Raw genomic sequence first — 22,084 nt, 5'->3', positions numbered from 1 at the left:
AAGGACGTGAGCAATGGTTGCCTCCATCGCACTGGTCGGGATGGGACCCCGCGGAATCTCGGTGATCGAGAGGATCGCCGCCCGCCTCCGCACCGCCCCAACCACAGTCCCGCTTACGCTGCACCTCATCGAGGACGCTCAGATCGGCGCCGGCCGCGTGTGGGACACCTCGCAGACTCGGACACTGTGCATGAACACACTGGCCGGCGCGGTCACCCTGTTCACCGAGCCGGGGGCGACCGTCGGGGCACCGGTGCTCGAGGGCCCCTCCTTGTTCGAGTGGATCCAGCTGCTGCGGGGCGAGCGCGAGGAGATCAGCCCCGCCAAGCGAAAGCTTTTCGACGCCCACCCCACCGCACCCCACGTCACCACCACGTTCCGGGACGAGCTCGCGATAACGGTGCCCGAATCCAACCCCTCTCGCGCCCTGTACGGCGCCTACCTGCGGTGGGTCTACCGGGTCGCGCTGGCCCTGCTGCCGGAATCAGTCCGGGTCGTGGAGCACAACTCCCGCGCCGTCTCCCTTATCTCCAACGGGGAAGCGGACACTATCGGGCTTGCAGACGGCAGCACCGTCGAGGCCGGCGCGACAGTTCTGTCCACCGGATGGGTACTGCCCGGCACCCCTGCTCTCCCCGGTGACTTGACCCACGTGCGCGCCAACAATCCGCTCGAGCAGGACGTCGACGCCCTCCCCGCGGGTCGCCGCGTCCTCGTGCGGGGGCTCGGTATGGGTTTCTTCGACCTGATGGCGTTGTCCACCATCGACCGCGGCGGCCGGTTCGTCCCCGACGCCGCCGCGCGCTCCGGCCTGCGGTACATGCCATCAGGGCGCGAGCCCCGTCTCGTGGTTACGTCGGGACGTGGCTACCCTTACCTGCCCAAGTCGGAATACCGCTCCCTGCCCCCGAAGCCGGATCTCACGCACCTCCGCCCAGCCGTCGAGGCCACCTCGCACACTGCTCAGGGAGGCGTGCATTTCGGTACCGCCCTGTGGCCCGCGATCGTCCGCGACTCATACTCCGCGTACTACCGCACGCTGGCGGAGGTCGCTCCGCAATCTTTGCGGGTCGGGCTCGCCGACATCCTAGCCGCGATCGACGCGGCTGATGTGGAGCGAGTGGCGTCGTCGACAAGCATCATCGAGGCAGCGGTGGAAATGACCCGCAGGCTCAGCGGGATGACCGACGCCCCCTTCGACCTTTCCGCATGGGTCGATCCTCTCGCCGGTACCGAGGACCTGACGGTGCCGATGCTGACGGAGCACATCGCGTCGAGGCTCGAGACCGACATTTCAGAAGCGGTGTCCGCCTGGGGGTCGCCCCTGAAGGCCGGTCTCTGGGTGGTGTCCGCCGCCCGGAAACCGTCAGCCGTCGCAGTAGAGAACGGCCGCGGCGCCCAGGAAGACCGGATGGGGGCTCTTTCGCAGTTCATGGCTTTTGGCCAGATGGTGGGATCTGGGCCGCCGCTTTTCCGCACGCGGGAACTTTTGGCGCTTGTCGACGCCGGCCTCGTCGAGTTTCTCGGCCCCAGACCTCGCCTGACATACTCCGACGGCGCGGTTACTGCAGTCAGCGGGACAAGGAGCGCGACCGCCGAAGTGCTCGCCGACGCTTTCCTACCCGGCCCGGACGTCCGCACAACCGCCGACCCCCTCACACAATCCCTTGTTCGTGCAGGCAGGGTCCGGCCCTTCGCCCCCGGCGGCATTGCCACCTCGGCCCCTGAGACGGACAGCACTACCCGGCGGACCGTCCACCCGGATGGGAGAGTGGACGCGCGGCTGCATATTGCGGGCATTCCCACCGGGGCACAGTGGGCGGACACCACCATCTCGCCGATGCCGGGAACCGATCCGCTGTTTTTGCAGGAAACCGACAAGATCGCCGCCTCACTACTAAAGGGGCTTGCGTAGCTCCACCTCGGTCCCCTCGCTTCTCGACGACCGGATCACCGCACTCCCGCCCGAACGCTCCATTCGCCCGACGATGGAGTCGCGCACCCCGTGCCGGTCCACCGGCACCGCGGCGGGGTCGAACCCCGAACCCCTGTCGCGTACGAAGACGCTGAGCTCGCCGGCCAGATTCTCCGCGTACACGTCGAGGCTATCCACTCCCGCGTGCTTGGCGGAGTTCATCATCGCCTCCCGCGCCGCCAGCACCACCGGCTCGGTCGCCTCAGTGAACGCCACGTCCTCGCCCACCGACACCGGACGGATGACCACTCCGAACAAATCCTCCACCTCGCCAGCGGCCTTGTTCAGCGCCACAAAGACGGTGGAGGTCGCTCGCTCGTCGGCTTTGTCCTCCGCGCTGAAGAGCCAGGACCGCAGCTCGCGCTCCTGGCCGCGCGCCAACCGCGCGACCTCGTCCGCGTCACCCGCCCGCTTCTGTATCAGCGCCAAGGTCTGCAGCACCGAGTCGTGCAGACGCGAGGCAATCTCGGCGCGCTGGTCCGCCACCGCCTTGGCCTGCCGCTCCTCAACCAGCGACGACGCGAGCCGAACGATGAGCGGGATCACCAGCAGCGAAAACCCGAACATGCTCGCCAGCACGGCGACCACAATCCCCGCGGTCCCGGCATTGTCTCCCAGCAGCGCGATCGCGAGGACCCCACCCATCACCAGGACGATTCCCAGGGCCAGGGCCACGACGTTGCTCGCGGAGGACATCCCCCTGTCGTACGCCTGCCACGCCACCACGGCTCCGACTGCGACGACGCCGAGGATGAACGCGAATGCCCCTCCTGCCCCGCTGACCAGGGACATCGACATGATGGACCCAGCGAGACCCACTGCGGCGAGAAGGACATAAACCGCCCTCGGCCAGTCCCCCTGCGCTCCGGTCCCCTCCCCTTTCTCCAACGGGGTGAAGACCCACAGCATCGCGTACAGGATCAGCCCAAGGCCGCTGGCGAAGGAGGCCAAGGCGAAGAAAACGCGCACCCACTTCACGTCCACCCCGAGGTGCGCCGCCAAACCTGCCGCACAGCCAGCGACGATGCGCCCCGAGCGGTACCGGGCAAAGCGCGGGTACGGCCGACTTCGCCCAGGCGCGTAAGCAGTGATCGGAGACATGCCCCTGATTGTCGCACGGACCCCCGACAATCAAATCGGGGATGACCCTGAACTGCGAAATCAGGGCAGTTCCCGATAGCTTTCCGTGCCCCGGCAAGCGATACTTAAAGCATGGACACGAACACCAGCATCGAGACCACCCTCAAAGACATGTGGCACTCCCGCCCCGCCCGCATTCCCAAGAACCAGGGCGGTAACGCCATGGTCGCCGGCGTGTGCGAGGGCGTCGGCGCCCGCTACCGCATCGACCCCGTCATCATCCGCCTCGCCTTTGTTGGCCTGTCGCTCGCCTTCGGCGGTGGCATTTTCGTCTACCTCTTGATGTGGATGAACATGCCCCGCTACGGCATGACCACCTCGCCGTGGCGCGCGATAAATACTCCGAAGGTCCAGCTCGACCCGCAGGAGAAGAAAGATCGCGACACCGGTTGGTGGCTGCTCGTCGGCCTCGTGGTATTCCTCCCGTCGCTCACCGCGGGAACGGGAAGCTTCGCCGCCGCTTCGCTGTTTACCCTCGTTCTCGCGGCCGGGGCTCTGTACCTTCTGCACCGCTCCCAGCCGGTGCCGCCTACCGGCCTAAGCGCCAACTCCACTCTCACCGCGCCTGAGGGTTACCCGCACCCGAGCGTGGGCCAGACAACGCCGCCGAGCTGGGACCCGCTGGGGGCCGCACCGGAGCTGTGGCACCTTCCCGATCTTGACCGCGAGCCCGTTGCCGCCGCGCCGGAACCGAGGAAGAACCGGTGGCTGATCTGGCTCATCGCCCTCGGAGGCACCGGCCTGATCCTCCTCTCTATCGGCGCCACGACAACCGGAGCGATGTTCGCCCATTACGGCCCCCGCTCGGGTTCGAACGTGGAGTTCCAGGTCACCGACGATTTGCGCGACACCTACGACACCGGCATCGGGTCGACGACCATCGACCTCTCCAGCCTCAGCTCGCTTGACGACGACCGGGCAACCACGATCGACCACGGCATCGGCAAGGTCACCATCATCCCGCCCAAAGACACGCGCGTGGAATTCGACTGCGCGGTGGGCGTCGGCTCGGACAAGTGCCCCGCCACGCTCAACGACAACGCCAAAGGCGGCACGCTCACCCTCAAGGTCGACGTGGGAATCGGGGAAGTCGAAGTAGTGAGCTAGCCGTGGAGCAGCTCAAGCACCGGCCGCACCACGGTTCGACTCGTGAAATGCCACGGCCAGCCAGATCGCTGACACGCTGATGATCAGCACCCACGAATATCTAAGATCAATCCATGCGATACCGAACAAACTCACGCTGCACGCAATATCCCTAACGGCGGTCCGGAAATCGGAAGCCTTAAAACACAGCACAAGAGCGATTACAAACGCAATCCCGTAAAAGGTGTAGAAGACGGCTGCTTGCTCGGTCTCCAAACCTGATCTGATGCTGGCGCTCATTCCAAGAGCAAACCCTCCGACAATCACCGGGAGGATAGTGCGCAAAGAAGGGTGCATGTCGATTCCTTTCCGCAATTTTGCGAGTTTTACTCGATGGCCGATTCCAAGGAGGGAAACCCCACTGTGGGTACAGGGCAACCCCCTTACCTTGCGCCAATGCACCGATAATTTTTGCGGCCAGGTCGATGAAGAATCCCACACCCAGCAACGCAATTCCACCGGATATTGCTGCACCGATCGGACCACCGATTACTCCCCCTAGCGCGGTGCTCGCCGCTGCCAGCGCGTAGGGTCCCGCCTCAGCGGCGGTTGCCAAGGCCACAAAGGTTCCGGCGGTCAGTGCCTCGTTGGAAATATAGTAGCGGGCCCCTCACGCAGCGCCGTTCCTTCTTGTCTTGCAGACGCCGGCACGAAGCTCCCGTCAAGAATGGCCCGGAAATCACCCACCTGTTGAGCGTTGAACCCGTAAACGCTCTCAAGCTCCCCGTCGGATAGGTCGACCTTGAGCGCTTTGCCGTCGTCAGACTGGCTGAAATGCTCATTGCCAACCTGGGCGATCTTGCACGCAAGCGCGACATCTTCGTTCGTCATGGCGTCGCCCAAGTCAACATCCTGGCAACGAACCGGATCAACTGCCGGTTCGGCGATCGCTCCAGGAGCTGACGCGAGCACGATGGTTGTTACCATGGTCATCAACGCGGGGGTGCGGAGCCTGTTCACGGTGTTCCCTTTCCATAGAACCCTTTTCAATACCGGCTGCAGTCAAATGCAGCTACGGCTCAGACCCTATGAGGAGCCCCGGTTCAGTGAAAGGTAGGCCGGAAACGAGGAACGAAAGTCCCCACCCATGTCCGCCCCCGGAACAGCCCCGGTTACTCCCACTCAATGGTCGCCGGCGGCTTGGAGGTGATGTCCAGAACCACCCGGTTGACCTCGGAGACCTCGTTGGTGATGCGGGTGGAAATCGTCTCCAACACCTCGTAGGGCACGCGGACCCAGTCCGCGGTCATCGCATCCTCGGAGGCGACGGGGCGCAACACGATCGGGTGGCCGTAAGTGCGGCCGTCGCCTTGGACACCGACGGAGCGGACGTCGGCAAGCAGCACGACCGGGCACTGCCAGATCTGGTTGTCCAACCCTGCGCGGGTGAGCTCCTCGCGCGCAATGGCGTCGGCCTGACGCAGGGTCTCCAAACGCTGCTCGGTGACCTCACCGATGATGCGGATGCCCAGGCCGGGGCCGGGGAACGGCTGGCGGCCGACGATGACCTCGGGCAGACCGAGCTCGCGTCCCACGGCGCGGACTTCGTCCTTGAACAGCAGGCGCAACGGCTCGACGAGTTTGAACTCCACGTCATCCGGCAACCCGCCGACGTTGTGGTGGCTCTTGATGTTCGCGGTGCCGCTGCCGCCACCGGACTCGACAACGTCCGGGTACAGAGTGCCCTGGACAAGGAAGTCCACAGTGTGGTCGGATAGAACCGAGGAGACGGCACGCTCGAAGGAACGGATGAACTCGGCGCCAATCGCCTTGCGCTTCGCCTCCGGTTCCGTAACTCCCGCTAGCTTGTCCAGGAAGGCCTCACGCTCATCAACGGTGACAAGTTTCGCACCGGTGGCGGCGACGAAGTCCTGCTCCACCTGCTCGCGCTCGCCCTGGCGAAGCAGACCGTGGTCAACGAAAACGCAGGTGAGACGATCGCCGATGGCACGCTGCACGAGTGCTGCCGCAACAGCGGAATCTACGCCCCCGGAGAGCCCGCAGATGGCGTGGCCGTCCTCCCCTATCTGCTCGCGCACTTGCCCGATTAGCTGGTCGGCGATATTGGAAGCGGTCCACGTCTGCTCCAACCCGGCGATGTCGGTGAGGAAACGCGTCAGAACCTGTTGGCCGTGCGGCGAATGCATGACTTCGGGGTGGTATTGCACGCCCGCAAATCGCTTCTCGACGTTCTCAAACGACGCCACAGGAGCACCCGGGGTCGATGCCGTGACCTCGAAACCTTCCGGAGCCTGCGTGACGGAATCACCGTGGCTCATCCACACGGGATGCTCGGTAGGAAGCCCGCCATGGAGGACACCCTCCGAAGTGAGCATCGTGGTCCGACCGTACTCACGGGCACCGGTCTTCTCCACCTTCCCGCCGAGCGCCTGAGTCATGATCTGGAAGCCGTAGCAGATGCCGAAGATCGGAAGGCCCAGCTCAAAGATCTCCTGGTCCAGCTGCGGGGCACCTTCCTCGTAGACAGAGGACGGGCCGCCGGAGAGGACGAGAGCGACGGGGTTCTTCTCGCGTACCTCGGCGGCCGTGACGGTGGAGGGCACGACCTCAGAGTACACGCGGGCTTCGCGCACGCGGCGCGCAATGAGCTGCGCGTACTGGGCACCGAAATCGACAACAAGTACTGGGCGTTGCTGGGCTGTAGTCACAGCCCAAATAGTAGCCCAAGAACCCTACCGCCCCACCGTCAGTCCGACCTTCTGGAACGACTTGGTGTCGGTGTAACCGCACTTGGCCATGATGCGGCGCAACCCGCCGACCACGTTCGTCTCGCCGGAGGCTTCGGTGGCCGGCCCGTTGAGCACCTGCTCGAGCGGGATACGCTCCGCCAACCCGGTGACCGGCTCCACTACCCCACGCGGGAACCGCGGGTGCGCGGCGGCGGCCTCCCAATAGGTGCCGTTCCCCGCGGCCTCAGCCGCCCACGCGAGCGGGCGCCCGAGCATCACTGCATCGGCACCGCACGCGATTGCAGCCGCGATGTCACCGCTGTTGTGGATCTCCCCGTCCGCGATCACGTGCACGTAGCGCCCGCCGGTCTCGTCCAGGTACTCGCGGCGGGCGGCTGCAACGTCCGCGATCGCCGTGGCCATCGGGACCCCGACGCCGACCGACGGGTACCCCGACAGCACCCCGGAGCCGACGATGATGCCGGCTGCCCCGGAGCGCATCAGGTGCGTCGCGGTGGTGTAGTCGTACACCCCGCCGGCAATGACAGGCACGTCGAGGGAGCCGATGAACTCCTTGAGGTCAAGCGGCTCGCCGCCGCGCTGTACGTGCTCGGCGGAGATGATCGTGCCCTGGATGAACAGGATCTCCGCACCAGCTTTGATCACCACGGGGGCGAGCTCGCGGGCGTTTTGCGGGGAGACGCGCACCGCGACGGTCACTCCCGCGTCGCGGACCTGGGCGATGCGCTCGGCGAGCAGGTCATAGTCAATAGGTACGGAGTGCAGCGCCTGGAGCTCCTGCGTCGTCTGCCGATCCCCGCTAACGATATCCGTCCACGAGACCACCTCGTCGTCCATGACGGCCCGGGACACCTTCGCAACCCTCGCCACCGCCTCCTCGAAGGAGGCGTGGCGCGCCAGAATTCCCTCAGCGTTGAGCACACCGAGGCCGCCCTGCCTGCCCATCTCAATGACGAACTCCGGGCTGGCGAGTGCGTCGGTGGGGTGCGACACCAGCGGAATGTCGAACGTGTAGGCGTCGATATGCCAGCTCGTGTCCACGTCACCCGAGGATCTCGTGCGGCGCGACGGCACCAGAGAAATGTCGCTCAGGCGGTACGCCTTCCGCGCCTCCCGGCCGATTCCGATCTCGACGTAATCACGCATGTGTGCCTGCTCTCTCTATCCGCGGTAGTTCGGCGCTTCGACGGTCTGGGTGATGTCGTGCGGGTGGGACTCGCGCAGGCCGGCAGCGGTGATCTGCACGAACTGCTTCGTTTGCAACTCGCTAACCGACGACGAGCCGGTGTAACCCATTGCGGCGCGCAAGCCGCCGACGATCTGGTGGGTGATCGCGTCGAGCTCACCGCGGTAGGGCACGCGGCCCTCAATGCCCTCCGGCACCAGCTTGTCCTCGCTGGCGACATCTGCCTGGAAGTAGCGGTCCTTGGAAAAGGAGCGCTTTTCACCAGTGAGTCCACGCCCCTGCATCGCGCCCATGGAACCCATGCCACGGTACCGCTTGTACTGCTTACCACCCACCACGACGATGTCGCCCGGGGCCTCCTTCGTACCGGCGAGCATTGAGCCGAGCATTACCGTGGATGCGCCGGCCGCGAGAGCCTTGGCGACGTCGCCGGAGTGCTGCATCCCGCCGTCGGCAATGACGGGCACGCCCGCCTTGTGCGCCGGCACGAAGGCCTCGAGGATGGAGGTGATCTGCGGCGCACCGACACCCGCGACGACGCGGGTGGTGCAGATGGAGCCCGGGCCGATGCCGACCTTGATGGCGTCCGCGCCAGCGTCGATCATCGCTTGGGCGGCGCTGCGAGTGGCGAGATTGCCTCCGACAACGTCGACGCGGTCGCCGAAGTCCTTTTTGACGCGCGCGACCATCTCGAGCACGCGGTTGTTGTGCGCGTGGGCGGAGTCGACCACAAGCGCGTCTACACCGGCCTCGACCAGCAGGCCGGCGCGGTCGTAGGAGTCAGCGCCGGTGCCGATGCCGGCCGCGACGAGGAGACGGCCCTGGCTGTCCTTAGAGGCGTTCGGGTACTGCTCTGACTTGACGAAGTCTTTGACGGTGATCAGGCCGATCAGCCTGTTGTCGGCGTCGACAATCGGGAGCTTTTCCACCTTGTTGGCGGATAGCAGCGCAAGCGCCTCGTCCTTGGATACGCCGTCACGCGCCACGACCAGCGGCATCGCCGTCATGACCTCGGAGACGCAGCGGTCGAAGTCGGACTCGAAGCGCATGTCCCGGTTGGTGATGATGCCAACGAGCGTGCCGGCGTCATCCACCACCGGCAGGCCGGAGATGCGGAAGCGGGCGCACAGGGCGTCGACGTCGCGGATCGTCATGTCGGGGGAGGCTGTGACGGGGTTGGAGATCATTCCCGACTCAGAACGCTTCACAATGTCGACGTGCTCAGCCTGGTCATGAGCGCTCAGGTTGCGGTGCAGCACACCGATGCCGCCCTGACGCGCCATGGCGATCGCCATGCGGGACTCGGTGACGGTGTCCATCGCCGCCGAGGCGATCGGGATACCGAGCCGGATGTTGCGGGTGAACTGCGTTGCCGTGCTCACCTCGGACGGGACGATGTGCGATTCTGCGGGCAGCAGCAGCACGTCGTCGAAAGTCAGGCCGCGCAGAGCCACCTTGTTCGGATCGTCCCCGCCTGTGAGTACTCGTTCGGTGGCCATAAACCGCAACTCCCTTTCCGCTTTCCAAGTCCCGTTCGTTTACGTCATGATATATCGCGGTGTCAAAAGGGACATATGCGCACGTCAGTTGCGCATGAATTGCCCAGTGTCGGTCGGCGCAATTAGGGTTGGGCAGTGTGAACTACGACGATATGATGCCACTCGACCCGTTCAAGGACGACCCGAACGATCCGGCATCCTTCATCGAGGACGACGACATCGTTGAGCCGCTCTCGGAAGAGGAGCGCGTCGCCGTTATCCGCGACCTGGCCCAGGTGCGCGAGTTCAAGGAAGTTCTGCGCCCGCGCGGGCTGCAGGGCATCTACTTCCAGTGCGAGGACTGCGAGGAGATGCACTACTACGACTGGGAAATCATGGAACAAAACATGATCGCCAGCTTGAACGGGGAGCTCCCCCCAGTGCACGAACCGAGCGCCCAGCCGAACGTCGAGGCGTATGTGCCGTGGGACTATGCCCTCGGGTACTTGGACGGGCTCGACGCGCGCTAAACCCGGGGTCTACCTAACGGACGGGTCGCCTGTTTCGGTCGAAAGCGAGCTTGTCGTTGTCGGCGCAGCCGTCGACGCTGTCGTCTCAACCGGCTCGACAGGGGCCTGTTGGACCACAGTCTGCGTCACGGTCACCGTCTGCGTCACCGTCGGAGCGGGCTCCGGTGCAGGCGGAGGCGTGTCGGCGGGCTCGGAGGGAACCTCGGACGGGGGCGGCGGAGCCTTTGTTTCCGTCACCGTCACCGTGGCTTGTTTCGGCGCGGGCACTGCGGCAGGCGCCTCGCCTTCGGCCTGGGAGCGCGAGGCGCCGATTGCGTCAATGAGAGCCCGGGCCTGATTCAGCAGATCGCGGGTGCCGTCGACGTCGCCCTTCTCGCTGGCGGCCTCCAGTTCATCGAGCGTGCTGGCGAGCTCGACCACGGAAGCGCGCTCGCCGAAGACTGCGGTGGACGGGCCCCATAGCGGGGAGCCGGGCGTCGCGTTGTACAGGGCCGCGCCCGAGCCCGCCACGAGCGCCGTAGCGGCTGCCGCGCCGATGAGCCCGGACAAAAGCGGACCCGGGCCACGCCGTTTCCGCGCGGCCGCAAGGTCGGAGACCACAGGTGCGATGTCCGCGCCCTCGACGACGGGCGCGGGCGGCATCTGCCTCTCCACGTCAACGCGCAACTCGAGCAGCATCGCGGCCAGAGGGTCGGTACCGTCCGACGGGTCTTCGCCGCGGGACAATGCGGTCAGGAACACGTCGTCGTCGACAAGCGGCTGGAGGTGCGACGTCACGTCGCGCATCTCCCCCTCAGAGTGACGCCTCATAGCTTTCACCTTCTTCAATGGCTTTCCTCAGTGTGGCTAGGGCGCGGTGCTGCGCCACGCGTACAGCGCCTGCGGTGCCGCCGACCGCCTCGGCCGTCTCCTCAGCGGACAATCCGACGAACACCCTCAGGATGATGATGTCTCTAGCCTTGTCACCGAGTACATCGAGCAACTCGTGCACTCTGTTACTGCCGTCATTGACCAGCGCAAATTCCTCGGGAGTTTCCCCGTGGTGCTCGCTGTCAGGAACGGTCTCAGTAGGAGTGAGTTTGTCCCGCGCCATGGTGCGGTGCGCGTCCGCCACCTTATTGAACGCAATTCCGTAGACAAACGCCATAAACGGCTTGCCGCGGTCTACAAACTTGCTTATCGACGTCGCCACCGCAAGGCAGATCTCCTGCGCCACGTCTTCTGCCGTGGGAGCGCGACCTCCCCCCAAGCGGGCCCGCGCGTAGCGCAGAACCATCGGGTGGATGAGACGCACCACCTCCTGGAGGGCGCGGCGGTCGCCGTCGGCGGCCAACGGAACGAGTTCCGCGAGCCGGTCATCCACGTCCGACGAAGCCACGGCTCCCCTTCCTACATTCCGACAAAGATGGCGTTCATCCTACGCCCGGGTGTTTGGATTTGCCCAATATGGTGCTACTTCGCCGCCGGTTGCCCGGGTATCCAAATGTTCACCGAGCCTTAACCTTAATCAAACTCCCAGCTCCTTGCCACTATTTTCAAGGGTGTCTTTCGCTTTCAAGTTTGGCGTTACCGCTCCGAAACCAAACGTTAACCATCGCGTACTTAACTGCTGGGTGGTGCCTAACACCGTTGGTTTAGATGGATCCCGCCGCGTGACCCGCGGCGCAGTGCAGAAGGAGCCCTCACACATGTCTCAACCTCAGCAGCTTCCCGGACCGAATGCGGATTTCTGGGATTGGCAGCTTCACGGCGCGTGCCGCGGTGAAGCGTCCGAGGTTTTCTACCATCCCGACGGTGAGCGCGGCCGCGCGCGCACGCAGCGCGAGAACCGCGCAAAAGCAATCTGCTACAACTGCCCGGTACTTTCCCAGTGCCGTGACCACGCCCTCAAGGTCGCCGAGCCGTACGGCATCTGGGGTGGCATGAGCGAGTCGGAGCGTCAGGCCATCCTGCGCGGCGGCTCGTCGCGCGGCGGCATGAAGGTCGCCGCGGTTTCCGCGAAGTAAGCCGCGCGCGAAGAAGGCCCCGCACGAGGCGGGGCCTTTGCGTGTTGTGCCGACTATTACTAGTGCTGGTGGCCGTGATCGTCGCCAGTCTCGGCCGGCTTCGTCACCACGGACGCCTCGGTGGTCAGGATCATGCGCGCCACGGAGGCGGCGTTGACCACTGCAGAGTGTGTCACCTTGACCGGGTCGATGATGCCCTGCTCAATTAGGTTTCCGTACTCCAGGGCGGCGGCGTTGAAACCTTCCCCGTTCGAGCGTTCGGCAACCTTGGAGACGACAACGGCGCCGTCGAGGCCCGCGTTCTCCGCGATCCAGTAGGCAGGCTTGGTCAGCGCGCGGGATACGGCGAGTACGCCGGTCTTCTGCTCGCCGTCGAACTGCTCGGCGTACGCCTCCAGCTCGCGTGAGATTTGCACGAGAGCGGAACCGCCGCCGGCGATGATGCCTTCCTGCACGGCAGCGCGGGCCGCGTTGATGGCGTCCTCGACGCGCAGCTTACGCTCGTTCACCTCGGTCTCGGTCGCTGCGCCGACGCGGATGACGGCGACACCGCCGGACAGCTTCGCCAGGCGCTCCTCCATCTTCTCCTTGTCCCAGGTGGAATCCGTCGCCTCGATGTCGCGGCGGATCTTCGCGCGGCGCTCCTCTACGGCCTCGGCGGTGCCGGCGCCGTCGACGATGATCGTGTCGTCCTTCGTCACGGTGACGCGCCGTGCAGAACCGAGGTGATCCAGGGTCGCGTCCTTAAGGTTGAGACCCACCTCCGGGTCGATCACCGTGGCATTGGTTACGACAGCGAGGTCGTCCATGAACGCGGAACGGCGCTCACCGAAGTACGGGGACTTCACTGCGACGACCTTGAGAGACTTGCGGATGGTGTTGACAACCAGGGTCTGCAGCGGCTCACCCTCGACGTCCTCGGCGATGATGAGCAGAGGCACGGACTCCGTGGCGATCTGCTCGAGCAGCGGAAGGAAGTCGGGCAGGGAGGAGATCTTGCCGCGGACGAGCAGCACGCGCGCGCCATCCAGCACCGCCTGGCCGGCATCCGGGTCCGTCATGAAGTACGGCGAGAGGAAGCCCTTGTCGAAGGAAATGCCCTCGGTCAGATCGACGTAAGACTCGATCGACTGGGACTCCTCAACAGTAAGGACCCCGTCCTTGCCCACCTTTTCCATCGCGCCGGCAACCATCTCGCCGACCTCGGGGTCGCGGGAGGAGACGGTGGCGACGTTGGCGATCTCGGCGGAGGAGGACACAGAGGTAGCCCGGTTCTTGAGCTCCTCGACGGCCTTCTCGGCGGCCGCCTTGATGCCCTTGTTCAACTCGACCGGGTTAGCACCAGCCGCGACGTTGCGCAGCCCCTCAGCGACGAGCGCCTGTGCGAGCAGGGTCGCGGTGGTGGTGCCGTCACCGGCGATGTCGTTGGTTTTCACGGCGACGGATTTCACCAGCTGCGCACCGAGGTTCTCGAAGGGGTCCTCGAGGTCGATGTCGCGGGCGATGGTCACACCGTCGTTGGTGACTGCCGGGCCGCCGAAAGCTTTGGACAGGACGACGTTGCGGCCGCGCGGGCCGAGGGTGACCTTGACGGCGTCGGCGAGGATATCCACACCGCGCTGGATGCCCTCGCGGGCCTCCTGGTCAAATGCGATAAGTTTTGCCATTGAAAACCTACTTCTCGACGACTGCAAGCAGGTCACGAGCGGAAAGGAGCAGGTACTCCTCGCCGTTGTACTTCAGCTCGGTGCCGCCGTACTTGGAGAAGACGACGGTGTCGCCTTCCTTGACATCCACCGGCACGCGGTTTCCGGAGTCGTCCAGGCGACCCGGGCCCACTGCGATGACGACGGCTTCCTGCGGCTTCTCAGCGGCAGAATCAGGGATGACCAGGCCTGAAGCGGTGGTGGTCTCCGCCTCAGCGATCTGAACCAGGACCTTGTCCTCGAGCGGCTTGATGTTGACGTTTGCCATGATCGATCAATGACCTTTCGTGATGTTTGAGCGTGAGTGAAATTCTTCAGTCGGTTTTCATCCAGCCGCAGCCGTCGTCGCGGGTGAACAACTGTGCTCAATGCAACCTACTGGCACTCTACCCCCGTGAGTGCTAACTCTCAACACTCACCTGCGGCACGCCGACATCGAGCGTCGTATCCGTTCCCACACCCAAACCCGAGGGCTCCGCACCCTCGCGGATCAGCTGGGCCGCCAGAGCCGCAATCATCACGCCGTTGTCGGTGCAGAGCTTGAACCTCGGGACGCGCAGCTCGACACCGGCTGCGCTACAGCGCTCCTGCGCCAGCTCGCGCAGCCGCCCGTTGGCGGCCACTCCCCCGCCAAGCAAGAGCACGCGTGCGCCCGTGTCCTCGCAGGCCAGCACGGCCTTCCTCGTCAGGATGTCGCACACCGCCTCTTGGAAAGAGGCGCACACGTCTTCCACCGAGATGACGCGTCCCTCCCGCTCGGCGGCCTCGACGTAGCGCGCCACGGCGGTCTTGAGCCCGGAAAAGGAGAAGTCGTAGCGGTGCTCGCCGCGCATGTCCTCGGCCTTGCTCAGCCCGCGCGGGAACGGGATCGAGGCCTCGCCGCGGGCCGCAAGCTTATCGACGACCGGCCCTCCCGGATACCCCAGCCCCAGCAAGCGAGCGACCTTGTCGTAGGCCTCACCGGCGGCGTCGTCAAGCGTGCTGCCCAACTCGCGCATGGGCTTTCCCACGGACTGGACCTCGAGAAGCTGGGTGTGACCGCCGGAGACGAGCAGGGCCACCGCGTGAGGCAGGTCACCCGAGCCGTCGAGGTTGGCCACCGCGACGTGGCCGCCGAGGTGGTTGACGCCGTAGAAGCCCACGCCCCACGCGGCGGCGTAGGCCTTCGCGGCGGACGCCCCGACGAGCAGCGCACCGGCCAGTCCCGGGCCGACGGTCGCGGCCACAGCGTCCGGCTTGTCAATACCGGCCTGCTGGAGAGCCGCCTCCATCACCTGCGGCATCGCCTCGAGGTGGGCGCGCGAGGCAATCTCCGGCACGACACCGCCGAAGCGGGCGTGCTCGTGCATGGACGACGCCACCGCGTCGGCGAGGATCTCCATCGACCCGTCTTCCCGCAGCTCGATCACACCGACGGCGGTCTCGTCACAGGAGGATTCGATTCCGAGGACGATCATGTTCCCGGGTCCCTTTCATCTCTTCGGTGCCTCATCATGGAGTACGCGTCGGCGCCCGAGGGTTGGTAGTACGCCTTACGTGTCGCGAGCACGTTGAATCCGTAACTCTCGTACAGGCCGATGGCGGGGGCATTGTCGGTGCGGACCTCGAGGAACATCGGCCCGTTCATCACGTCGGCGGTGTGCACCAGCTGGTCCATGAGCACCCGCCCAATGCCGCGGCCCTGGTGCTCGCGCGCGACACCGATGGTGTGGACCTCGAACTCAGGATCGTCGCGGGGGCCCAGCATGGCCAGGCCCGCGTAGCCCACGAGGATCTCCCCAGCACCGGTGTTCTCGAAAGCACCCACATAGAACGTGTACGGCTGGGCGAACTGCGCAACGAACACGTCGCGCGACCACGGATTGTCACCCGAGAACAGGTCGTGCTCGATCTCCGCCACGCGGGTCGCGTCCGCGCGGGTGAGCTCCCGCAGTTTCACTTTAATTCCCCTAGGTCGACCACCGGGATGGCCGCCGAGCGCGGCGCGGGCGCGGGCTCCTTCGCATCCGGGCGGCGCAGGTAGTGCGGCACGAGCGGCGCTGGCTCGGAGCTCAGGTCCGCCGCCGCGACCAACCCGAGTGGAGAGGGCGCGACGTAGGTGAACTCCGCCCCGCTCGCGGGAAGCTGTTCCGCGAGGTGAGGCGGCACGCTGACCACGTTGGCGTCCGCGGTGTCCACCTCCGACGGTTCTGTCACCGCCGGGCCCGCCGCGCGCTCGCCCGAGGCGTACTTCGCCCAGTACACCTCTTTCCTGCGGGCGTCGGTGGCCACCAGCGTCACCGGGGCGTCGATAAGCTTTGCGACCGCGTCGTGCGTGACCACCCCGTGGACGGGCACACCGAGCGCCTGACCGAACGCCGACGCCGTGGCCATGCCCACCCGCAACCCGGTGAACGGGCCGGGGCCGCAACCGACGACGACCGCCCCGATGTCCGCGAACCCGACGCCCGCCTCAGCGAGCAACCGGGTGACCGTGGGCACGAGCTCCTCGTTGTGTGCCCGCGTCGCCGTCACCGACTCCGCGAGCACGCGGGGCTCACCGCGGGTGTCCACAACACCCGCGACCAGGTCCGTCGTGGCGGTGTCCAATGCCAGAACAATCATGCGTCGGACCTTAGGAGTTGATCCCCATCTTCCAGGTTCCATCGTCGAGGTAGAACGGGATCGGCGTGTTCAGGGGGAAGGACTCGGACTGCGGGACGGTGCAGATGTCCACGGTGTCCAGGTTGACGCGGTCGAGCGTGACCTCCTCACCCTGCTGGGCGGGCAGCAGCACCATGTAACCGTACTTTCCGCTCATGTCCACCTGCGCCCCGTCGAGCTGGAAGGCCTGCATCTTCGCCTGGGTGAGCTCGGCCGGGTCCGTCGGGCACATGGTGGTGTAGCCGACGAAGGACTCGTTGTACACGAGCGCCGGGTTCACCAGCTCGGCGACAACCGAGTCACCGTTGGCGGCCTGCGTCTGCTGCAGGCTCTGGGCCAGCGAGTCGGTGTGGCTGGCCTGGGCTCCTCCCCTGCTCATCGGCAGGAAGATAATGGCGATTAGGGCGATGAGCCAGAGGGCGAGAGCGAGCCCGATCCAGCGGCGGTTGGCGTTGTTCAGCTTCAGCATGGGTTAAAGCCTACATTGGTGCTGCTATCTCCCACGAGATGATCCGGCCCTCTGAGTCGGGGTCCTCCGATACAAGAGTCTCGCGGTCGATGGTGACGACCAGGTACTCGGCTGCGATCTGCTCGACCAGCCCGCCGCCCCATTCCGCGACGACCACGGCGCTTTCAAGGTTTGTGTCCAGATCAAGCGCATCGAGCTCGCCGAGGGGGTCGCCGGACGATCCTTCACCGATGAGGCGGTACGCGTCGACGTGGATCAGCGCGGGGCCGCCCGCCGACGCCTTGTGCTCCCGGGCGATAACGAACGTCGGGCTGGTCACCCGCCCGTTGACCCCCATCCCGTCGGCGACGCCCTGGGTGAAGGTGGTCTTGCCGGCACCGAGGGGGCCGTCGAGGATCACGACGTCGCCGGCCTCCAGGGCCTGGCCGAACTCACGCCCGAGCCCTTTGGTCTCGTCCGCAGTGTCGCAGCGGCGCTGGCCGCGCTCCGGGAACCCGTGTTTCATGCGCCTGTCCCTCCGGTATAGGTGCGTACGGTGCGGCCAGTCGGCGCGCACACGATCTCGTAGTTGATGGTGCCCACACGGTCGGCGAGCTCTGTGGCACCGACCCCGCCAGCGCCGAAGATGACGGCCTCGTCGCCGATCGCGACACCCGCGTCATTGTCACCCAACCAAACGATGAACTGGTCCATGCACACCCGCCCGACCTGCGGGTAACGGTGCGCGCCGATGGCGACATCGAGGCAGCCCTGCCACGAGCGCGCCACACCGTCCGCGTACCCGGCCGTCACGACCGCCACGAACCCGTTGTCAGGCGCGGCCCACGTCAACCCGTAACTCACGGCCTCCCCCACGGACAGGGGCTTGACCGCCAGCACGCGCGCGACCCAGCTCATCGCGGGGCGCAGATCACTGCCGCCCCCGGCAATCGGTTCAAGCCCGTAGAGCCCCACCCCGGCGCGCACCTGGTCGAAAGCGAGGTCGGGGCGGCTGAGCAGCGCAGGCGAGTTGGCGAGGTGGTTTACCGGCACCTCCAGGCCAACCTGGCGGGCCAGGGCCACCGCACGCCGGAACGCGTCTGCCTGGGCATCGGTGTACGGGTTTGCGGGGTCGTCCGCCACCGCAAGATGGCTCATCAGGCCTTTGACCTCGAGACCGGCGCGGGCCGCCATGCGGAACGCCGCCTCCCAGTCGGACTCCCGCAACCCGGAGCGATGCATGCCGGTGTCCACCTTGATGTGGAGGGGTGCGTTGACACGGGCGTCGATAAGCCAGCTCAGATGGTCGAGGGTGGGCACGCCCAGTTCAACCCCGGGCGGGATTTCCTGGCCTGGCACCCAGAGCCAGGCGGCCACCGGTTTGGCGGTGAGCTCGCTTATCGACGCCCCCTCGGCCAGCGTGGCCACCCCGAAAGCGTCCGCCCCGCTGGCGTCCATCACCGGCACCACGCGCTGCGCGCCGTGGTTGTAGGCGTCCGCCTTGACCACGCACATCAGCCGCGCGTCACCTGCGCGCTGCTTGAGCACACGGGTGTTGTGCGCGATCGCGTCCAAGTCAATGCGCGCGGTGAGCAAATCCATGCTGCCCATCCTAGAAGAGGTGGATTACCCCGAGGGCGACGAGCAGGACCGACACCGCCCAGGTGGCAGTGAGCGTGACCGCCCGCGGGTTGGCGCGGGCCCACGCGAAGCCCCGTCCCGCCGCGCTGCGGGGGCGCTGCCGCACCCATGCCACCAGCAGTGCGCATACCGTGGGCAGGCTTAACGCCACCGTGGCATACAGAACGAGGGAGCTGTAGCGCACCGGCGGCTCGATTCCGGCCGTTGACAGCAGCGCCAACCCGCCGTAGAAAGGCACCGAGGTTGCCGACTGCACGACACCGAGCACGAAACCCGTCAGCACCGTCAGCGGCCCCGGCGCGCGCAGCGGGCCCATCACCCGCTCGATGATGGCGGAGTTGTCCCCGCCGCGGAGCGCCAGCAGGCCCGTCGCCAGGCCGGTGGCAATGAGGATTATGCCGAACACCGGCCCCTCGACGAACTCCTTGACCACCGGGCCCAACCCGTCGAAAATCGCCAGCATGAGCAGGGCCAGGCTGGCCACACCCAGCCAGTCGCCCGCGATGAGCAACGATGTGATCTTCGCGTACTGGCCCCGGCCCGCGGGAACCACGATGCCTACCGCCACGATCACGCCGATGAGCAGGAGGTTGATCGAGTCGACGAAGGCGAACGAGAGCGCGCCGAGCATCCTTTACGCGTTCCGCCGCTTACTCGACCGTGACCGACTTGGCCAGGTTGCGCGGCTTGTCGATGTCCTCGTTGCCGTTCTCCCGCGCGATGTCGGCGGCGAGGAACTGCAGCGGGACAGTCGCGAGAAGCGGCTGCATGATCGTCGGCGTCTGCGGGATGCGCACCAGCCAATTGGCGTACGGCTCCACCGCAGTGTCACCCTCCTCCGCGATGACGAAGGTCTTGGCGCCCCGGGCGCGGATCTCCTGGATGTTGGACACGATCTTGGAGTGCAGCTGGCTCACCCCGCGCGGGCTGGGCACGATGACGACGACGGGGAGGTCTTCTTCAATCAGCGCGATCGGGCCGTGCTTGAGTTCGCCGGCGGGAAAGCCCTCGGCGTGGATGTAGGCGAGCTCCTTGAGTTTGAGCGCACCTTCCAGGGCGATTGGGAAACCGACGCCGCGGCCGAGGAACAGCATGGTCTTAATTGCGCCAAGAGTCTCGGAGATCTCGTTGACCTGGTCGCGCGAGTCCAGAGCCTGCTCGATCTTGCCCGGGATAGCCTCCAACTCGCGCCAGATCTCCGCGATCTCATCCGGGTACTTCGTCCCCTTCGCCTGGGCGAGCGCCAGCCCGACGATGTAGTTCGCCGCCACCTGGGCGAGGAACGCCTTGGTGGAGGCCACGCCGATCTCCGGCCCGGCGTGGGTGTACAGCACCGCATCGGATTCGCGCGGGATCTGGGAGCCATTGGTGTTGCACACCGCCAGCACCTTCGCGCCCTGGGTCTTGGCGTGTCGCACGGCCTCCAGCGTGTCGGCCGTCTCACCCGACTGGGAAATGGCGAGCACGAGGGTGCGCTCATCGAGCACGGGGTCGCGGTAACGGAACTCGCTTGCCACCTCGATTTGCACCGGGATACGTACCCAATGCTCAATGGCGTACTTCGCCGCCAAGCCCGAGTGGTAGGCCGAGCCGCAGGCCACGACGAAGACCTGGTTGAAAGATTTCAGCTGGTCGACGGTGAGGCTGTTCTCGTCGAGGGTGACGCGGCCGTCGGCCCAGTGGCCCGCGAGCGTGTCGCGGACCGCGGCAGGCTGCTCGAAGATCTCCTTCATCATGAAGGAGTCGTATCCCCCCTTCTCAGCAGCTTCAAGATCCCAGTCGATGGTAAAGGGCTTGCCCTCCGCCCCGGAGCCGTCGAAATTGAGGATTTCATAGCCGTCTTTGTTAATGACCACTACAGAGTCGTGCCCCAACTCGACGGCCTGCTTGGTGTGCTCGATGAATGCCGCGACGTCCGAGCCGAGGAACATCTCGCCCTCGCCCACGCCCACCATAAGCGGGGTGGAGCGGCGCGCAGCGATGATCTGATCAGGGTGATTGGCGTGCACGAACAGCAGTGTGAATGCACCCTCTAGGCGGTTCAGAACATTAAGAGCGGAGGCACGGAAGTCACCCGCGGTGTCGCCGTCGTTGTATGCCTTGGCAAGCAAGTGAGCAGCGGTCTCCGAGTCGGTCTCAGACTTGAGCTCGATGCCGTCGCGCTCCAATTCCTCGCGCAGGACGGCGAAGTTCTCGATGATACCGTTGTGGACGATCGCCACCTTGCCGTCGAAGGAGACGTGGGGGTGCGCGTTCTCGTCCGTCGGGCGGCCATGGGTCGCCCAGCGGGTGTGGCCGATGACGGTCGTGCCAGCGAGAGTGCCCTCGCCGATCTCAGCGATCTTGTCCTCGAGGTTGGCCAGCTTACCGGCGCGTTTCGCGCTCGCGATGCCGTTCTCGCCCACCACGGCGACACCCGCGGAGTCGTACCCGCGGTACTCCATGCGGCGCAGCGCCTCGACAGCGATGGGCAGCGATTGCTTCTGGCCGACGTATCCCACGATTCCACACATGGAGCCCACAGTAATACAACCTTCTATTGCGTCACGTATTTCGCTTCTGGACGCCCACCACGCGGCACCGCCCCTGGCAAGCGCGGGATAACGTATTCTGGTTTACGTGTCTGCGAATCTGAAAAAGCTGTCTGATCTGACCAAGCGTGGCCCGCACCATGTGATGGAGGGCGACCTCGGCTACACCGGTCTGCCCGGCAAGGTGTACACCCCTGCGGAGGGCGACGGTCTTCCCGCGATCGCTTTCGGCCACGACTGGATGCGGACCATCGACGACTACCACGCCACCCTGCGCCACTTGGCTAGCTGGGGCATCGTTGTCGCGGCTCCGAACACGGAGTCCGGTTTCAACCCTGACCACGCGGGTTTCGCCGCGGACCTCGACACCGCGATGCAGATTCTCGCTGGGGTCCGCTTGGGCAACGGCAACGTCACTGTCGCACCGGGCAAGATTGGCGTGGCGGGCCACGGCATGGGCGGCGGCGCAGCAGTCCTGTCCGCCGTGGATAACTCGAAAGTCAAGGCCGTCGCAGCAATTTATCCCGCCAACACCGCGCCGTCGGCCATCCAGGCGGCCCGAAACCTTTTGATCCCCGGAATGGTTGTCGGCGCCGACAATGACTCAGACTCGCTCTTTGATCCGGGCAACCCCGCCAAACTCGCATACAACTGGGCCGGTGACGTCGTCTACCGCGTCGCCTCCAAGGGCAGCCAGGTCAGCTTTAGCGAGGACGGAATGGCCAAGCGGATCATGGGGTTGGCCCGGCCCAACAGCAGCGTCCAGTCCACGGTGCGCGGCCTGCTCGTCGGGTACTTCCTGCACCAACTCGACGGTGAGAAGAAGTACTCCGACTTCAGCGAGACCGACGCCTCCGGCCCCAAGGTCACGTCACTGTGCGGTGACGACCTCGCCGAGCGTGCCGGGTTGACCCGGGACGATTCCGGATTCTCGTTCTTCTAG

Annotated in this window: 23 protein-coding genes; 5 read left to right on the top strand and 18 right to left on the bottom strand. The window is 65.7% G+C overall.

Going from position 1 to position 22,084, the window contains the following annotated elements:
* Window positions 1-13 precede the first annotated feature (13 nt).
* Window positions 14-1,915, top strand: a complete 1,902-nt coding sequence (locus G7Y29_RS01965) for an FAD/NAD(P)-binding protein (RefSeq protein WP_165003610.1) — start codon at window positions 14-16, stop codon at window positions 1,913-1,915.
* Here the strand turns inward: G7Y29_RS01965 and G7Y29_RS01960 are convergent.
* Window positions 1,898-3,076: an ATP-binding protein gene (locus G7Y29_RS01960; RefSeq protein WP_165003608.1), complete on the bottom strand. Its 1,179-nt coding sequence runs from the start codon at window positions 3,074-3,076 to the stop codon at window positions 1,898-1,900. The two genes, G7Y29_RS01965 and G7Y29_RS01960, sit on opposite strands and share 18 nt — an antisense overlap.
* Window positions 3,077-3,187: 111 nt before the next feature.
* On the opposite strand from G7Y29_RS01960, the gene G7Y29_RS01955 reads away from it, so the two are divergent.
* On the top strand, window positions 3,188-4,222 hold the full coding sequence (locus tag G7Y29_RS01955) for a PspC domain-containing protein (protein WP_165003606.1): 1,035 nt from the start codon (window positions 3,188-3,190) through the stop codon (window positions 4,220-4,222).
* A gap of 12 nt (window positions 4,223-4,234) precedes the next feature.
* Here the strand turns inward: G7Y29_RS01955 and G7Y29_RS01950 are convergent, their stop codons facing one another.
* The 5 genes from G7Y29_RS01950 to guaB all read right to left on the bottom strand — a co-directional run bounded on the left by G7Y29_RS01950 (window position 4,235) and on the right by guaB (window position 9,657).
* Window positions 4,235-4,558, bottom strand: a complete 324-nt coding sequence (locus tag G7Y29_RS01950; RefSeq protein WP_165003604.1) for a hypothetical protein — start codon at window positions 4,556-4,558, stop codon at window positions 4,235-4,237.
* Window positions 4,559-4,837: 279 nt separating this feature from the next.
* Window positions 4,838-5,221, bottom strand: coding sequence for a hypothetical protein (locus tag G7Y29_RS01945; RefSeq protein WP_165003602.1), 384 nt, complete (start codon window positions 5,219-5,221; stop codon window positions 4,838-4,840).
* Window positions 5,222-5,373: 152 nt separating this feature from the next.
* On the bottom strand, window positions 5,374-6,930 hold the full coding sequence (guaA, locus tag G7Y29_RS01940; RefSeq protein ID WP_165003600.1) for a glutamine-hydrolyzing GMP synthase: 1,557 nt from the start codon (window positions 6,928-6,930) through the stop codon (window positions 5,374-5,376).
* 24 nt (window positions 6,931-6,954) lie between these two features.
* A complete protein-coding gene (locus G7Y29_RS01935; protein ID WP_165003598.1) occupies window positions 6,955-8,118 on the bottom strand; it encodes a GuaB3 family IMP dehydrogenase-related protein in 1,164 nt (387 codons plus the stop codon).
* A gap of 15 nt (window positions 8,119-8,133) precedes the next feature.
* Entirely contained in the window at window positions 8,134-9,657 is a 1,524-nt protein-coding gene (guaB, locus tag G7Y29_RS01930; RefSeq protein WP_165003596.1) for an IMP dehydrogenase, read from the bottom strand.
* 128 nt (window positions 9,658-9,785) lie between these two features.
* On the opposite strand from guaB, the gene G7Y29_RS01925 reads away from it, so the two are divergent.
* Window positions 9,786-10,166, top strand: a complete 381-nt coding sequence (locus G7Y29_RS01925) for a DUF5319 domain-containing protein (protein WP_196820165.1) — start codon at window positions 9,786-9,788, stop codon at window positions 10,164-10,166.
* A 9-nt stretch (window positions 10,167-10,175) separates the two neighbouring features.
* Here G7Y29_RS01925 and G7Y29_RS01920 read toward each other — a convergent pair whose 3' ends face one another.
* The gene (locus G7Y29_RS01920) at window positions 10,176-10,976 is read right to left on the bottom strand and encodes a hypothetical protein (protein ID WP_165003594.1); all 801 of its coding nucleotides are present in this window, start codon (window positions 10,974-10,976) and stop codon (window positions 10,176-10,178) included.
* Window positions 10,960-11,544: a sigma-70 family RNA polymerase sigma factor gene (locus G7Y29_RS01915; RefSeq protein WP_165003592.1), complete on the bottom strand. Its 585-nt coding sequence runs from the start codon at window positions 11,542-11,544 to the stop codon at window positions 10,960-10,962. Before G7Y29_RS01915 ends, G7Y29_RS01920 begins: the two co-directional genes overlap by 17 nt.
* A 310-nt stretch (window positions 11,545-11,854) precedes the next feature.
* Between G7Y29_RS01915 and G7Y29_RS01910 the strand changes: the two genes are divergently transcribed.
* Window positions 11,855-12,172: a WhiB family transcriptional regulator gene (locus G7Y29_RS01910; RefSeq protein WP_165003591.1), complete on the top strand. Its 318-nt coding sequence runs from the start codon at window positions 11,855-11,857 to the stop codon at window positions 12,170-12,172.
* Between the two features lie 59 nt (window positions 12,173-12,231).
* Here the strand turns inward: G7Y29_RS01910 and groL are convergent, their stop codons facing one another.
* The 10 genes from groL to glmS all read right to left on the bottom strand — a co-directional run bounded on the left by groL (window position 12,232) and on the right by glmS (window position 21,123).
* Complete coding sequence (groL, locus tag G7Y29_RS01905; protein ID WP_165003589.1) at window positions 12,232-13,839, bottom strand: chaperonin GroEL; 1,608 nt, start codon at window positions 13,837-13,839, stop codon at window positions 12,232-12,234.
* Between the two features lie 7 nt (window positions 13,840-13,846).
* A complete protein-coding gene (groES, locus tag G7Y29_RS01900; RefSeq protein WP_006839505.1) occupies window positions 13,847-14,146 on the bottom strand; it encodes a co-chaperone GroES in 300 nt (99 codons plus the stop codon).
* Between the two features lie 133 nt (window positions 14,147-14,279).
* The gene (gene tsaD / locus G7Y29_RS01895; RefSeq protein WP_165003586.1) at window positions 14,280-15,335 is read right to left on the bottom strand and encodes a tRNA (adenosine(37)-N6)-threonylcarbamoyltransferase complex transferase subunit TsaD; all 1,056 of its coding nucleotides are present in this window, start codon (window positions 15,333-15,335) and stop codon (window positions 14,280-14,282) included.
* Entirely contained in the window at window positions 15,332-15,817 is a 486-nt protein-coding gene (rimI, locus tag G7Y29_RS01890; RefSeq protein ID WP_196820164.1) for a ribosomal protein S18-alanine N-acetyltransferase, read from the bottom strand. Before rimI ends, tsaD begins: the two co-directional genes overlap by 4 nt.
* Window positions 15,814-16,482, bottom strand: coding sequence for a tRNA (adenosine(37)-N6)-threonylcarbamoyltransferase complex dimerization subunit type 1 TsaB (gene tsaB, locus G7Y29_RS01885; protein ID WP_165003584.1), 669 nt, complete (start codon window positions 16,480-16,482; stop codon window positions 15,814-15,816). Before tsaB ends, rimI begins: the two co-directional genes overlap by 4 nt.
* A gap of 10 nt (window positions 16,483-16,492) precedes the next feature.
* Complete coding sequence (locus G7Y29_RS01880) at window positions 16,493-16,990, bottom strand: hypothetical protein (RefSeq protein ID WP_165003582.1); 498 nt, start codon at window positions 16,988-16,990, stop codon at window positions 16,493-16,495.
* Between the two features lie 10 nt (window positions 16,991-17,000).
* Window positions 17,001-17,495 carry a tRNA (adenosine(37)-N6)-threonylcarbamoyltransferase complex ATPase subunit type 1 TsaE gene (tsaE, locus tag G7Y29_RS01875; protein ID WP_165003580.1) on the bottom strand — a complete coding sequence of 165 codons (495 nt, stop codon included), beginning with the start codon at window positions 17,493-17,495 and terminating at the stop codon, window positions 17,001-17,003.
* Window positions 17,492-18,571 carry an alanine racemase gene (gene alr / locus G7Y29_RS01870; RefSeq protein WP_165003578.1) on the bottom strand — a complete coding sequence of 360 codons (1,080 nt, stop codon included), beginning with the start codon at window positions 18,569-18,571 and terminating at the stop codon, window positions 17,492-17,494. The genes tsaE and alr overlap by 4 nt, the downstream gene beginning before the upstream one ends.
* Before the next feature lie 10 nt (window positions 18,572-18,581).
* On the bottom strand, window positions 18,582-19,241 hold the full coding sequence (locus G7Y29_RS01865) for a hypothetical protein (protein ID WP_165003576.1): 660 nt from the start codon (window positions 19,239-19,241) through the stop codon (window positions 18,582-18,584).
* A gap of 19 nt (window positions 19,242-19,260) precedes the next feature.
* The gene (glmS, locus tag G7Y29_RS01860) at window positions 19,261-21,123 is read right to left on the bottom strand and encodes a glutamine--fructose-6-phosphate transaminase (isomerizing) (RefSeq protein ID WP_165003574.1); all 1,863 of its coding nucleotides are present in this window, start codon (window positions 21,121-21,123) and stop codon (window positions 19,261-19,263) included.
* A 106-nt stretch (window positions 21,124-21,229) separates the two neighbouring features.
* Here glmS and G7Y29_RS01855 point away from each other — a divergent pair, with 106 nt between their 5' ends.
* Window positions 21,230-22,084, top strand: coding sequence for a poly(ethylene terephthalate) hydrolase family protein (locus tag G7Y29_RS01855; protein ID WP_165003572.1), 855 nt, complete (start codon window positions 21,230-21,232; stop codon window positions 22,082-22,084).

It is taken from the genome of Corynebacterium qintianiae (assembly GCF_011038645.2).
Classification (GTDB): domain Bacteria; phylum Actinomycetota; class Actinomycetes; order Mycobacteriales; family Mycobacteriaceae; genus Corynebacterium; species Corynebacterium qintianiae.
The sequence above is the reverse complement of the archived record's forward strand: the minus strand, read 5'-3'. Positions and strand labels throughout refer to the sequence as shown.

What these genes read in the sequence shown, in the direction of transcription:
- G7Y29_RS01965 (WP_165003610.1), top strand. Translation starts at nt 14, where the DNA reads ATGGTTGCCTCCATCGCACTGGTCGGGATGGGACCCCGCGGAATCTCG.
- G7Y29_RS01960 (WP_165003608.1), bottom strand. Translation starts at nt 3,076, where the DNA reads ATGTCTCCGATCACTGCTTACGCGCCTGGGCGAAGTCGGCCGTACCCG.
- G7Y29_RS01955 (WP_165003606.1), top strand. Translation starts at nt 3,188, where the DNA reads ATGGACACGAACACCAGCATCGAGACCACCCTCAAAGACATGTGGCAC.
- G7Y29_RS01950 (WP_165003604.1), bottom strand. Translation starts at nt 4,558, where the DNA reads ATGCACCCTTCTTTGCGCACTATCCTCCCGGTGATTGTCGGAGGGTTT.
- G7Y29_RS01935 (WP_165003598.1), bottom strand. Translation starts at nt 8,118, where the DNA reads ATGCGTGATTACGTCGAGATCGGAATCGGCCGGGAGGCGCGGAAGGCG.
- guaB (WP_165003596.1), bottom strand. Translation starts at nt 9,657, where the DNA reads ATGGCCACCGAACGAGTACTCACAGGCGGGGACGATCCGAACAAGGTG.
- G7Y29_RS01920 (WP_165003594.1), bottom strand. Translation starts at nt 10,976, where the DNA reads ATGAGGCGTCACTCTGAGGGGGAGATGCGCGACGTGACGTCGCACCTC.
- G7Y29_RS01910 (WP_165003591.1), top strand. Translation starts at nt 11,855, where the DNA reads ATGTCTCAACCTCAGCAGCTTCCCGGACCGAATGCGGATTTCTGGGAT.
- groL (WP_165003589.1), bottom strand. Translation starts at nt 13,839, where the DNA reads ATGGCAAAACTTATCGCATTTGACCAGGAGGCCCGCGAGGGCATCCAG.
- groES (WP_006839505.1), bottom strand. Translation starts at nt 14,146, where the DNA reads ATGGCAAACGTCAACATCAAGCCGCTCGAGGACAAGGTCCTGGTTCAG.
- tsaD (WP_165003586.1), bottom strand. Translation starts at nt 15,335, where the DNA reads ATGATCGTCCTCGGAATCGAATCCTCCTGTGACGAGACCGCCGTCGGT.
- tsaB (WP_165003584.1), bottom strand. Translation starts at nt 16,482, where the DNA reads ATGATTGTTCTGGCATTGGACACCGCCACGACGGACCTGGTCGCGGGT.
- G7Y29_RS01880 (WP_165003582.1), bottom strand. Translation starts at nt 16,990, where the DNA reads ATGCTGAAGCTGAACAACGCCAACCGCCGCTGGATCGGGCTCGCTCTC.
- tsaE (WP_165003580.1), bottom strand. Translation starts at nt 17,495, where the DNA reads ATGAAACACGGGTTCCCGGAGCGCGGCCAGCGCCGCTGCGACACTGCG.
- alr (WP_165003578.1), bottom strand. Translation starts at nt 18,571, where the DNA reads ATGGATTTGCTCACCGCGCGCATTGACTTGGACGCGATCGCGCACAAC.
- G7Y29_RS01865 (WP_165003576.1), bottom strand. Translation starts at nt 19,241, where the DNA reads ATGCTCGGCGCGCTCTCGTTCGCCTTCGTCGACTCGATCAACCTCCTG.
- glmS (WP_165003574.1), bottom strand. Translation starts at nt 21,123, where the DNA reads ATGTGTGGAATCGTGGGATACGTCGGCCAGAAGCAATCGCTGCCCATC.